Origin of the sequence: Phreatobacter sp. AB_2022a (assembly GCF_026847585.1) — a bacterium.
Taxonomy (GTDB): Bacteria; Pseudomonadota; Alphaproteobacteria; order Rhizobiales; family Phreatobacteraceae; genus Phreatobacter.
Genome location: NZ_JAPSET010000013.1, coordinates 64,155 through 76,290 on the forward strand (window position 1 = coordinate 64,155; position 12,136 = coordinate 76,290).

The window sequence follows — 12,136 nt, forward strand, 5'->3', positions numbered from 1 at the left end:
CCTGTGGCTTCGTGGATGACCGGCGGATCCGTCGGCACGGCGCGGCCGTCGTTCGGCCTGTGCGAGAGCCGCGCCGGCCCGATCTGTCAGCGCGCCGGCCCGGCAGCCTGGCGCGCCCGCAGCTCCGCCTCGATCGCCGCCGCGGCCTCCTTCAGCGGATAGACGAGCTTCGCCCGGGCTTCCGGCGTCGTCACCGCCGAGCGGAAATAGGTGACGCCAAAGGTCGCCAGCACGCGCTCGCCGAGCATGAGCGGCACGGCGACCGTGGCCGAGCTGCGCGGCTCGACGGCATCGTCGCGCTCGGCGAAGCCGCGGCGTCGCGCGGTCGCCACCTGCCGCTCGATTTCCTCCTCGGACAGGAGGCGGTTTTCCGGATCGGCAGAGACCTTCATGAACTCGATGAGGATGCGCCGCTCCTCTTCCGGACAGAAGGCGAGATAGGCGCGGCCGAGAGCCCGGCCGCCGAGGCTCAGGCGGTAGCCGATCGTCGCATGGAAGGGCGAGATCGGACTGTCGGGAATGGTCGAGAAGCGCACCACGACGGCGTCATGGTCGAGCAGGCAGACGGCGGTCGGCCATTTGATCCGCCGCGTCAGCGCCGCCGCGAAGGGCCGGGCCGCCTCGATCACCATGGGCGCGCCATGGAAGCCGGCGCTGAGCTCGGCGACCTGCGAGGTCACCTGGTAGCCGCGCAGGCGCTCGTCTCGATAGACGTAGCCGGCCGCCACCAGCGTTTCCAGAAGACGCACGATCGTCGGTTTCGGCAGGCGGGTGCGGCGATGCAGATCGCCGACCGTGGTGAGCCCGGCGCGATTGACCTCGACGAGCAGGCCAAGCGCGCGCACCACGGACTGGACAGGCGGAAACGATGACGACAAGCGCTTCGAGCCTCCGGGAGCCTTGCGCGGAACGCCGGCAAACTAGCCGGCGGCGGGGCGGGGGGCCAGAGCGCTTCGCGTCGGGCGGCCTCATGCCGGGAGAGGTCAGCCGTCCAGCGACAGCACGACCTTGCCGACCTGTTCGCCCGCATCCATCAGCGCGTGCGCCTTTGCTACGTCCTCGAAGGCGAAGACCGCGCAGACATGGTTGCGGATCCGTCCGGTCTCGATCAGCGGCCAGACCTCGGCGGCAAGCTCGCGCGCGATCCGGCCCTTGTAGGTGGCATCGCGCGGGCGGAGCGTCGAGCCGGTCAGGGTCAGCCGGCGGCGGACGATGTTGCGGACATTGACCTCCGCCATTTCGCCGAGATGGCTGGCGATCAGCACGACGCGGCCGTCGGAGGCAAGCAGGTCGAGCTGCTTTTCGGTATAGGGGCCGGCCTGGGCGTCGAGCACGACGTCGACGGCGCGCTCGCCGACGGCGGCGCGCACGGCCGCCGGCCAGTCGCCACGGTAGTCGATCGCGAAATCCGCGCCGATCTCCCGGCTGACGGCGCGCTTTTCCTCGGTGCCGGCGGTCGCGATGACACGAGCGCCGCGCAGCAGCTTGGCGATCTGGATCGCCGCCATGCCGACGCCGCTCGTGCCGCCCTGGACCAGCAGGGTCTCGCCGGCCGCGAGCCGACCGAGCCAGATGACATTGTTCCAGGCCGTGAAATAGACTTCCGGCAGGGCCGCCGCCTCGATGAAGCTCGAGCCCTTCGGCAAGGGCAGGCATTGCGGCGCCGGGACGACGCAGAATTCGGCATAGCCGCCGCCATTGGCAAGCGCGCAGACCGGTTCGCCCACCGCCGGCCAGACGACGCCTTCGCCCGCCGCCTCGACGATGCCCGCTATATCGAGGCCGGGGAGATCGGTCGCGCCCGGCGGCGGCGGATAGAGGCCGCGCCGCTGCTGAATGTCGGGGCGGTTGACGCCGGCAGCCTTGACCCGCACCAGCACTTCGCCTGGCCCCGGCCGCGGTTTCGGCCGCTCGGCGATCGCCAGGACCTCCGGGCCGCCCGGACGCGTGATCTCGATCACCCTCATCGCCACATCTCTCCTTGGAGCTTCAGTCCTGTCGGCGCACGGCGTCGAGAATGGCCGGCATGCGCGCCTCCGCGGAGGCCTGCAGGCTCTCGTAGAGGCTGTTGCCATGGGCATCGATCGCCACCGTCACCGGGCCGAAGCCGCTGACCCGGATGCGGGTCAGGCGGAACTGCATGATGAGGTCGTCCCAGCCGGTCTCGGCAATCGTCTCGACCGCCGTGGACAGCAGCGCCGAGGCACCGCCGACGATGGAAAAATAGACGCAGCCGACCTCGCACATGGCCTCGACCGAGGCCGCGGACAGGCCGCCCTTGCCGCCGATGGCGCTGAGGCGGAAATGCCTGATGATGTCGGGCATCAGCGCGTTGAACCGGGTCGAGGTGGTCGGATTGACGTAGAGCGGCTCCAGCCGGTCGCCATCCTCGCGGCAGCAGATGCCCATATGGACGAAGGCCGCCCCGGCGAGATCGAGCGGCGGCTTCTCGGCGCGGCCGATGCCGGCGACCAGCCGCTGGTGCGTCGGAAAGCCGGCGGTGATGACCATTTCGCCATCGAGCAGAACGAGATCGCCAAGCACGAGTGTGCGGGCGCGGGCCCGGTCGAGCGGCAGGCTGAGGCGCGGCAGTCCGTCGGACGGCGTCATTCGACCCGCTCCACCCGGCCGGAATTGTAGACGAGCGCGCGCGTGCGCCGGTTGATCCAGCAGTTGAAGCTCACCGCGACCGGCGTGAAGCCGTGGCCGGAGGCATATTCGATATGGACGCCGAAGGCGGTGGTGGCGCCGCCGACGCCCATCGGCCCGAAACCGGTGGCGTTGACCGCCTTCAGCAGCCGCTCCTCCATCGCCGCGACGACCGGCTCGGGATTGCGCTCGCCGAAGGGCCTGAGCGATGCATCCTTGGCGAGCTTCGCCGCGTGATCGAAGCTGCCGCCGATGCCGACCCCGACCACGACGGGCGGGCAGTGCTGCCCGCCGGCCTTCAGCACGCAGTCCATGACGTAGTTTTCGATCTGTTCGAGCGTCGGATAGCTGAACACTTCGAGCGCGGCCCAGCGGCCGGAGCCGAGCGCCTTCGGCGAGCAGGTGATGTCGAGATAGTCGGCGCCGTCGATGAGGTCGTAGGACACGATCGGCATGTCCTTGCCGTGATAGCTGCGCGCATTGGTCAGCGGATTGGTGACGAATTTGAGGATCGGCGGATCGATCGTCTTCACCAGGTGATCGAACCCGTCGACGATGGCGCGCTTGATATCGCCTTCGAGCCGTGCCGCCGTGCCGATCCTGATCGTGTAGGTCGGCACGCCGGCATCCGAACAGACGAAGCGCCCGGTCTTTTCGGCGACCTCGGCACTGTCGAGCATGAAGGCGAGCGTCTTGCGCGCATGGGCCGCGGTTTCGGTCGCTTGGGCGCGCCGAAGCGCGGCCTTCGAATTGTCGGGGATGCGCTTCAGCGACCAGGCATAGAGGTCGGCGGTCACTTGCCTGACCAGATCATAGGTGATCGCCACGCCAGCCCTCCTTCGGCAATGGCGCGAACGATAGCCGGGCGGCGCGAAGGCACCGGCCGAAAGCCCATCCATTTCGACAGGCGAAACGAACCGGCGGGCGCCGTACCGGCCGCCGTCGTGGCCTCTAAGTCTGGTCGCGCGGGGGGCGCGAGGACTGGAACGATGACGGAAGCACGACGGCCGGAACCGGCGGCCGGCAAGGTCAGGGTCGCGGTGGCCACGCTGGTGGACGAGGTGACGCGCCTGTTCGTGGCGGCAGGGCTCGGCGATGTAGCCGGCAGGACGATGTCGCTCGCGCTGATCGAGGCCGAACAGCAGGGGCTTGCCTCGCACGGCCTCATGCATCTGCCGCTCTATCTCGACCGGCTTCGGGCGGGCTCCGTGACGGCCGCTGAACGGGCGAGCCTCGTCAGCGATCTCGGTGCGCTCGCCGTGCTCGATGCCGGCCACATGTTCGGCCATCTCGCCGCCGACCAGGCCATGGCGCTGGCGATCGACAAGGCTGTCGCCTTCGGCATTGGCGCGGTGGCGGTACGCCGCGGCTTTCATTTCGGCGCCGCCGGCCGCTACGCGCTGCAGGCGGCAGCACGCGGCTGCATCGGCATGGCCATGTCCAACACCCGGCCGATGATGCCGGCGCCCGGCGGCGCCGAGCCGCTGGTCGGCAACAATCCCTTGAGCATTGCCGTGCCGACGGCCGACGCACCCGCCATCGTCGTCGACATGGCGACCAGCGAAGGCGCGCTCGGCAAGATCCGGATGGCGGCACGCGCGGGCAAGCCGATCCCCGCGAACTGGGCGGTGACATCGGAGGGCGAGGCGACCACCGATCCGGAAGCCGCGATCAAGGGCATGCTGCTGCCGACGGGCGGACCCAAGGGCTTTGCCCTGTCTCTCGCCATCGACCTTATCTGCGGGCTCGTTTCCGGCGGGGCGATGAGCGCCGAGGTGCAGCCGCTCTATGGCGATATCGCCAAGCCCAACGATTGCTCGTTCCTGTTCCTCGCCCTGCGCGTGCCCGAGGCCGCGGCAGGCCGCGCCGACGCGGTGAGCGAGCGCATCCGCCTTTCACGCCGCGCCGCCGGCCAGGGGCCGGCGCAGGTACCCGGCATGCGCAAGATCGAAGCAGGGCGGATCCAGCGGGACTGGGTCGACATCGATGCCGCCGTGCACGCGGCGATCGCGGCGCGCGGCTGAAGCGCGCGCCACCGGCACAGGCGATCCCGCTTCCGGGCCGGCCGGCCGGCCCGATGCCGAGCCTCGTCCGTCAGTGCGCGCCACCGCCGCCGGCCGGCTGCGGCCGCGGCTTGCGCATGATCGGCACCAGCACGATGGTTGCGACGAACAGAACCGAAAGCACGAAGAACACGTCGCCGAGCGCCATCACATAGGCCTCGCGCCGCACCATGGCGGCAAGCTGCTTGAGGGCTGCCTGGTCGGCATCCGAGCCGAGGCTCTGGAAGGCCTGGCCGAGCTGCGTCAGCGTTTCCTCGGCCCGGAACCGGCCCCAGGCCACCTGGTCGCGCAGGCGCTGCAGATGCAGGTCCGTGCGGTCGTTGAGCAGGGTGTTGATCATCGCCAGCCCAACGGCGCCGCCGAGATTGCGGGTGAGGTTGTAGAGGCCCGAGGCGTTCTTCATGTGCTGCGGCGCCATGGTGCCGAGCGACAGGTTGTTGATCGGCACCATGCACATCATGAGCGCCGCGCCGCGCAGCACCTGCGGCACGAACAACTCCCAGAAGGTCCAGTCCTTGGTGATGAAGGAGGCCTGGAAGGTGCCGAGCGCGAACAGCAGCAGGCCGCAGATCAGCATGAGGCGGAGGTCGACCTTGGTCGACAGGCGGCCGACGATGGGCGCCGCGACGAACATGACGATGCCGGTGACGAACATGGTCTCGCCGATCATCAGCGCCGAGAAGCCGCGCACCTGGCCGAGATAGACCGGGTAGAGATAGGTCAGGCCGTAGAGGCCGATGCCGAGCACGAAGGAATTCAGGCAGCCGGCCCAGAAGTTGCGGTTCGAGAAGGCGGTGAGATCGACGATCGGGTCCGGATTGGTGAAGGCGCGCCAGAAGAACAGGATGCAGGCGGCCGACATGAACAGGAAGACGATGAAGACGTGATGGTCCTGGAACCAGTCCTTGGTCGGGCCTTCCTCCAGCACATATTCGAGGCCGCCGAGGAACACCGCCATGGCGGCGAAGCCGATCCAGTCGAAACGCTTCAGCAGCGAGAAGTCCGGCTTGTCGAAATCGACGAGGCGCCAGACCGTGACGGTGACGATGATGCCGGGCGGCACGTTGACCAGGAACAGCCAGTGCCAGGAGAAGAGATCGGTGAGATAGCCGCCGATCGTCGGGCCGATGGTGGGCGCAAGCGTCGCCACCATGCCGATGAGCGGCGAGACCATGGCGCGCTTCGACGGCGGAAAGACGGTGAAGGCGGTGGCGAAAACGGTCGGGATCATCGCGCCGCCGATGAAACCCTGCAGGGCGCGCCAGATGATCATCTCGCCGATCGTGGTCGAGAAGGCGCACATCACGCTCATCGCGGTGAAGCCGGCGGCCGAGATCGTGAAGATGACGCGGGTCGACAGCGCCCGGGACAGGAGCCCCGACAGCGGGATCATGATCACTTCGGCGATCAGATAGGAGGTCTGGACCCAGGGGATCTCGTCGGCGCTCGCCGACAGGCCGGCCTGGATGTCGCGCAGCGAGGCCGAGACGATCTGGATGTCCAGGATCGCCATGAACATGCCGAACACCATGGCCATGAAGGCGATCAGCCGGCCGGCACTGACCTTGTCACCGGCGGGAGCGTCAGTCGGCGCCGGCCGGCCGGGCAGGGCGGTCGCGGCGGCGGCGCCGCTCATGGCCGGGCGCTCCCGGCCTGTTCGTTGGCGCTGAGGCGCGCCGGCAGCGGTGCGCCCTGGTGGACCGTGCCGACACGCGCCGGCTCGGCGTCGGCGCCGACCCGGATGGTGGCGACGACCGACATGCCCGGGCGGAGCTGCCCGTTGGCGACCGCCTGCGGATCGAGCTTGATGCGCACGGGAATGCGCTGGACGATCTTGGTGAAGTTGCCCGTGGCGTTTTCCGGCGGCAGCAGCGAGAAGATCGCGCCCGAGGCGGGCGAAATGCTTTCGACCCGGCCGTGAATCGGCCGGGCGGAAAAGGCGTCGACCGCGACATTGACGGCGTCGCCGAGCGCGATGCGGGCGAGCTGGGTTTCCTTCAGATTGGCCTCGACATAGATGGAGGCGGTCGCGACCAGCGCCAGCATGCGGGTGCCCGGCTGGACGAACTGGCCGATCTGCACGACGCGGTTGCCGACGACGCCGTCGACCGGCGCGCGCACCACGGTGAATTCGAGATCGCGCTGCGCCCGATCGAGCGCATTCTGCAGTTCGGCCTTCTGCCGTTCGGCTTCGGCGCGCTGGGCGGTCAGCACGGCGAGCTGCGCCTCGGCGCCGGCGACCGATGCCTTCGCCTGCGCCACCTGCGCGACATTGCGGTCGCGGTCGGCGCGGGCGGTATCGAGCGCGGCCTGGCTCGCAAATTCCTGGGTGTTCAGCCGCTGGGCGCGGGTGAGGGCGGAAACCGTGCGCTGGGTGTCGGCCTCGGCCACGGCGAGCTGCGCGCGGGCCTGGGCGACCGCGGCCTCCTGGGCGGTGCGCTGGGCCTCGATGCGCTGGATGGTCGAATCCTGGGTCGCGACCTTCGCCGCGGCGGCCTCGACGGCCAGGCGATAGTCGCCGTCGTCGATCCGGGCCAGGACGTCGCCGGCACGCACCGCGGCATTGTCGCGCGCCGTCACTTCCGTGACGTAGCCGGAAATCTTGGCGGCGAGAATGGTTGTGTCCGCCTTCACATAGGCATCGTCGGTCGACACCTGGAAGCGGCCGTTGACGTACCAGTCGTAACCGAACCAGCCGCCGCCGCCGATGACGGCCGCGGCGACGAGCGCGAGGACGATGCGCTTGCGCCCGCTCTTCGCCGGCGGCACGGCAGGCGGCGAGGGGGGCGCGGCGGCACCTGCCGCTGGAGCGGGCATGGCGCGCGGGGCATCGGTCCTGCGATCCAGAACCGGCGAGCCCGCGGCCATATCATCGCGCGCATCGGCCATGACCATCTCCATCCATGCGTCATCGTGACCGAACCGTTCGGTTCGATCGGCCTTGACATACACACGGCGCTTGCGCTTTACAAGATCAAACTGAACCGTTCGGTTCGATCTGAGGAAGAAAGATTTTGAACGACGCCCTGACCGATCCGCCAGCCGAGGCCATCGGCGAAACCGACGTCCTGGACACGGCCAAGCGCCGGCAGATCCTCGAGGGCGCGCGGCGGGTTTTCCTCGAGCGGGGTTTCGAGGCTGCCAGCATGAACGACATCACGCGGGCGGCCGGCGTTTCCAAGGGCACGATCTACGCCTATTTCTCGGGCAAGGACGAGCTGTTCGAATGCCTGATCGGCCAGGAGAAGCGCGAGCAGGCTGAACGCATGTTCGACCTCGACCGCAATGCGCCTTCGATCGCGGCGGAGCTCGAAGAGCTCGGCGTGCGCCTGGTGACCGCGATCACCCAGCCGGAATCGGTCGCACGCATGCGCATGGTGGTGGGCGTGACGCAGCGGCTGCCCGAGATGGGCCGGGCGCTCTACGAGGCCGGCCCGAAGGTCGGCAATATCAGGCTTGCCGCCTATTTCGCCGACCTCGACGCCGCCGGCCGGATCCGGTTCGACGATCCGATGCAGGCCGCCCGCCAGTTCCTGGACCTGACGGTGAGCGATCCGGTCCGCCGGGTCATGTTCGGCCTGGAGCCGGTGAGCCAGGATGAACTGCGCCGCACCGTGCGGGCGGCGACCGCCATGTTCCTCAGGGCCTATCCGCTGCGCGGCTGACGCGGCCGCGGAAGCGGCCCGGCTAGCGCAGGACGATCCGGTTGATGGTGCCCGTCTCGAACGACGAGCGGAACACCAGGCGGCCGCTGCCGTAGGAATTCAGCACGAACGTTTCGTTGATGCCGCGATCGCCCGATGTGGCGCCGCCGACCTTGCGGTTGATCGACCTGAGGCTGTCGCCGAGTGCGACGTCGACCACCGTGCCGGAGAATGGCGGGTCGAGGACGATCCGCATCACCTTGCCGTCGGGGCCGAAGAACACCGTGATGCCGCGATCGGCCGCGGCCAGCGCGGGTTCGCGCCATTCGGGATCCACCTGCGGGGCGTTCGACAGGCCGAGCGCAGCCTGGGCCTCGGCGACGGTCTGGCCGATCCGGACCGGCAGTCCCTGCGTCGTGATCTCCTCGGCGCGGACAATCGGCGCCGTGGTGGGCGGCTGCGCGCCGAACCGCTCGCTATAGGCGCGCGCCTGCAGGGCCAGGATGGCCCGGTCACGGTGGATGCTGTCGATGACCGGCCCGCTCATCGCCTCGCGGATGCGGGGGTCGCATCGCATGTTGCGCCAGCGCTGGGCCGTGCTCTCCTCGGCCTGGACGATGTAGCGCCGGTCGTCCTCGGTGAGGAAGGACGGAAGCGCCGCGGCCCCGAAGCGGCGATAGCCGTCCGCGCAGGCGGTCGAAAACAGATTGTACTGGACGATTCCCGCACCGAGCCGCGCGGCAACCGTCACCACGTCGTCGCGCAGCCGGCCTTCGTCTGCTTCGCGGGCCCGTCCGGCGAGGCCATCGCGCCGCGCGACGTCGAGGCCCGCATAGGCCACCGCGGCGGGCTCGGGATGGCCGAGGAAGCGGACGCGCAGGTCTCTCGCATGCTCCGACGGATCGAACCGGTAGAGACCGAGAGACTGGCCGGCCTGAAACAGGCAGACGAGGCCGGCAAGGACGGCAAGAACGGTGCGCGGCAGCCAGCGTGGCGGGTGGCCGTAGGACCCGTCGTCGCGCAGCATCCTGAACACCATGACGATGCCGGCGACGGCGAATACGAGGCCGAGAATGTTGAGGCCGGAATCCTGAACGACCCGGCCGTTGACCGTCGCCCTCTGATGGAAGCCGAAGAACAGCCAGAATGGCAGAATGCCGAGGAGCAGAGCAATCGCCGGAGCGCTCAGGCGGGACCAGCGGGAAGGCGGCGCAGATTGGATCGCTGGAGCCCGGCTCGGTTCGGTCTGGCGCGGCAGCTCTGCACTCACGATGCTCATGCTCCTGTCATGTCGCGCCCGTCGGCGCCGACGCGGCTATTCGCGTCCCCGCCCGGCATCAAACGCAGAAAGGGAGTGTAGAATGAAAACGCCACATGCGATCAATTGGTCTTCGTTGCTACAAGGCCGGCATTGGACGGCGCACCGATCCGACGATCGAAATCGGACGATCGGTGACTTCGGCGCCGGACGTTGCGGCGTCTTGCCGTGCGGATGGAGAATGGTGCAGGCCTGGGCCGTCACGGTGCCTGCAGGATGATCCGGTCGATCATATCCGTGTCGATCGACGAGCGGAACACGAGCTGACCGTCGCCGTAGGAATTCAGCCCGATCCCTTCGCCGAGGCCCCGCGGTCCGGCCGCGGCGTCGCCGACCTGGCGGTCGAGCGACCGGAGGCTGTCGCCGATCGAGACCTTGGCGACCGAGCCGGCGAACGGCGCGTCGAGCACGATCCGCTTGGCCTTGCCGTCCGGACCGAACATCACGCGCACGCCGCGATCCGGAAAGGCCAGGGCAGGCTCGCTCCATTCGGCGTCGGTCGCCGGCGCCGCCGACGTCGCGAAGGCCGCCTGGACCTCGGCGACCGTCGCGCCGAGGGCGGCCGGCAGGCCCTCGGTCGACACCTCCTCGGCGCGCGGCGGCTCTGCGGCAGCCGGCGGGCGCGTGCCGAAACGTGCCTGATAGGACGCCACCTGCAAGGCCAGCACATCGCGGTCGCGGTGAACGGCATCGACCAGCGGACCGGGAATGAACTGTCGCTCACGCGCCGTGCAGGGCGCCGCCCGCCAGCGCTCCAGGGTCGCGTTTTCCGCCTGATCGACATAGGCGCGATCCGCGGCCGTCAGGAAGGACGGCAGGTCGACCCGCCGGAAGCGCCGATAGCTGTCCTCACAGCGGATCGCATACTGGTCGTATTGGACGATGGCTGCGGCAAGCCGCGCGGCGGTCGTCACCACGTCGTCGCGAAGGCGGCCCTCGTCCGCCTCGCGCGCCCGCCTGGCAAGAGTGTCCCGGCGCGCGGCATCGAGGCCGGCATAGGCCACGGAATGCGGCTCGCGACTGCCGAGCAGCACGACGCGCAGGTCCCTCATGTAGTCCTCGGGATCCACGCGATAGATGCCGAGCGACTGCGCGACCTGGAACAGGCAGGCGCAGCCGGCGAGGAGGCTTAAGGCCGTGCGCGGCCACCAGCGCGGCGGGCGGCCATAGGAGCCGTCGCGGCGCAGCATCCTGAACACCATGACGATGCCGGCGATCGCGAGAACCAGGCCGAGAATGTTCAGACTGTAATCCTCGACGACCCGGTCGTTCGCGGTCACCTGGTGGTGGAAGCCGAGGAACAGCCAGAAGGGCGCGATGCCCAGAACGAGCGCGATCGCAGGGTCCTTCAGATCGGGCCAGCGCTTGCGCGGCGGAGCGGGCCAACGCCTGGCGCGGGCCGGCGGCGGGTCTTGCGGGGCTGGATGTGCGGCGGTCTCATGCGGCGGCTCTGCATTCACTGCGGCGGACACTCCTGACATGTCGACGCCGCCAGTCTTGGGGCCCGCGGTTGCCGCTGCGTGCCGCAATGCGCGAAAGTTTGTTGCCCTGCGCTGCCCGGACCAGCGCGGCTTGTGCCGTTACGGCATTCCGGCCTGCCAGCGCGAGATCGCCTCGAACGGATGGATCAGCATGACGATGTTGAGCGTCAGGTTGTCCCGGATCATCCAGGCAAGGCCGACCTCGAAGACGATGGCGATGACGATGGTCAGCGCGACGGGCAGCCGCCTTGCGAGCATGAAACCGACGATCATGGCCAGCATGTCGCCGAAGGAATTGACGATGCTGTCGCCATAGTAGTTGAGCGAAACCGCCGTCGCGCGATAGCGGTCGATCACCATGTTGGTGTTCTCGACGATTTCCCAGCCGGCCTCGACGGCGACCGCAAGCGCGAGGCGCTGGCCGAGCGAGCTGCGCGGAAAGACGAGCCAGATCAGCAGGTAGAACAGGAAGCCGTGCAGGACGTGGCTGAACGTGTACCAGTCGGTGAGATGCTGCGAGTTCTCCGAGCTTTGCACGACGCCGTGCCAGAGCTTGACGGTGCCGCAGGCGCAGATCGGATTGCGCCCCATCAGGTAGAGCGTCACGACCTGGCCGATGACGAGGCCGACAATGATCAGGAGAGAGGTGCGGCTCACGCCCGCGCGCGCGTCCGGAATGAGGATCGGCGCTGCCGCCGGCACGGTCTCAGCCGTCGTTTTCTGCATTGAGGTCTTCGAGCTCCAGCGCGGCGGGCGAGCTGTCGGCCGGGATGAGATCGCGGCTGACGGCCCATTCCCGGAAGATCGCCCTCAGGACTTCCGGCCGGCTCGCTCCCGGCCGCTCGCGGGCGATGTAGGCATCGAGCACGGCGAGCAGATCGGCCGGAAAGCGCAAGCCGATCGGCGTCGCGCCGGCGCGTGGCCCGCCGCGGCTCTTCCGTTCCCGAGGTTTGATTCCCGAGGTCACGGCCCATTTCTACG

The 12,136-nt window shown here is 69.0% G+C and carries 12 protein-coding genes; 2 read left to right on the top strand and 10 right to left on the bottom strand.

Features of this window, described 5'->3' with window-relative positions:
- Window positions 1-86 precede the first annotated feature (86 nt).
- The 4 genes from OZ671_RS11675 to OZ671_RS11690 all read right to left on the bottom strand — a co-directional run bounded on the left by OZ671_RS11675 (window position 87) and on the right by OZ671_RS11690 (window position 3,476).
- A complete protein-coding gene (locus OZ671_RS11675) occupies window positions 87-878 on the bottom strand; it encodes a DNA-binding transcriptional regulator (protein WP_268860907.1) in 792 nt (263 codons plus the stop codon).
- Window positions 879-983: 105 nt separating this feature from the next.
- Window positions 984-1,967: an NAD(P)H-quinone oxidoreductase gene (locus OZ671_RS11680; RefSeq protein WP_268860908.1), complete on the bottom strand. Its 984-nt coding sequence runs from the start codon at window positions 1,965-1,967 to the stop codon at window positions 984-986.
- 22 nt (window positions 1,968-1,989) lie between these two features.
- On the bottom strand, window positions 1,990-2,610 hold the full coding sequence (locus tag OZ671_RS11685; RefSeq protein ID WP_268860909.1) for a fumarate hydratase C-terminal domain-containing protein: 621 nt from the start codon (window positions 2,608-2,610) through the stop codon (window positions 1,990-1,992).
- Window positions 2,607-3,476, bottom strand: a complete 870-nt coding sequence (locus OZ671_RS11690; RefSeq protein WP_268860910.1) for a fumarate hydratase — start codon at window positions 3,474-3,476, stop codon at window positions 2,607-2,609. The genes OZ671_RS11685 and OZ671_RS11690 overlap by 4 nt, the downstream gene beginning before the upstream one ends.
- A gap of 162 nt (window positions 3,477-3,638) precedes the next feature.
- On the opposite strand from OZ671_RS11690, the gene OZ671_RS11695 reads away from it, so the two are divergent.
- Complete coding sequence (locus tag OZ671_RS11695; RefSeq protein WP_268860911.1) at window positions 3,639-4,673, top strand: Ldh family oxidoreductase; 1,035 nt, start codon at window positions 3,639-3,641, stop codon at window positions 4,671-4,673.
- A 70-nt stretch (window positions 4,674-4,743) separates the two neighbouring features.
- Here OZ671_RS11695 and OZ671_RS11700 read toward each other — a convergent pair whose 3' ends face one another.
- Window positions 4,744-6,348, bottom strand: coding sequence for a DHA2 family efflux MFS transporter permease subunit (locus OZ671_RS11700; protein WP_442957073.1), 1,605 nt, complete (start codon window positions 6,346-6,348; stop codon window positions 4,744-4,746).
- On the bottom strand, window positions 6,345-7,601 hold the full coding sequence (locus OZ671_RS11705; protein WP_268860912.1) for an HlyD family secretion protein: 1,257 nt from the start codon (window positions 7,599-7,601) through the stop codon (window positions 6,345-6,347). The genes OZ671_RS11700 and OZ671_RS11705 overlap by 4 nt, the downstream gene beginning before the upstream one ends.
- A 125-nt stretch (window positions 7,602-7,726) precedes the next feature.
- Here OZ671_RS11705 and OZ671_RS11710 point away from each other — a divergent pair, with 125 nt between their 5' ends.
- Complete coding sequence (locus OZ671_RS11710) at window positions 7,727-8,377, top strand: TetR/AcrR family transcriptional regulator (RefSeq protein WP_268860913.1); 651 nt, start codon at window positions 7,727-7,729, stop codon at window positions 8,375-8,377.
- Window positions 8,378-8,399: 22 nt separating this feature from the next.
- Here OZ671_RS11710 and OZ671_RS11715 read toward each other — a convergent pair whose 3' ends face one another.
- From OZ671_RS11715 to OZ671_RS11730, 4 genes are all read right to left on the bottom strand, one after another.
- Complete coding sequence (locus tag OZ671_RS11715; protein ID WP_268860914.1) at window positions 8,400-9,635, bottom strand: hypothetical protein; 1,236 nt, start codon at window positions 9,633-9,635, stop codon at window positions 8,400-8,402.
- Window positions 9,636-9,874: 239 nt separating this feature from the next.
- On the bottom strand, window positions 9,875-11,134 hold the full coding sequence (locus OZ671_RS11720; RefSeq protein WP_268860915.1) for a hypothetical protein: 1,260 nt from the start codon (window positions 11,132-11,134) through the stop codon (window positions 9,875-9,877).
- A 120-nt stretch (window positions 11,135-11,254) separates the two neighbouring features.
- Window positions 11,255-11,881, bottom strand: a complete 627-nt coding sequence (locus OZ671_RS11725; RefSeq protein WP_268860916.1) for a DUF2585 domain-containing protein — start codon at window positions 11,879-11,881, stop codon at window positions 11,255-11,257.
- Complete coding sequence (locus tag OZ671_RS11730) at window positions 11,862-12,122, bottom strand: hypothetical protein (protein ID WP_268860917.1); 261 nt, start codon at window positions 12,120-12,122, stop codon at window positions 11,862-11,864. Before OZ671_RS11730 ends, OZ671_RS11725 begins: the two co-directional genes overlap by 20 nt.
- Window positions 12,123-12,136 lie beyond the last annotated feature (14 nt).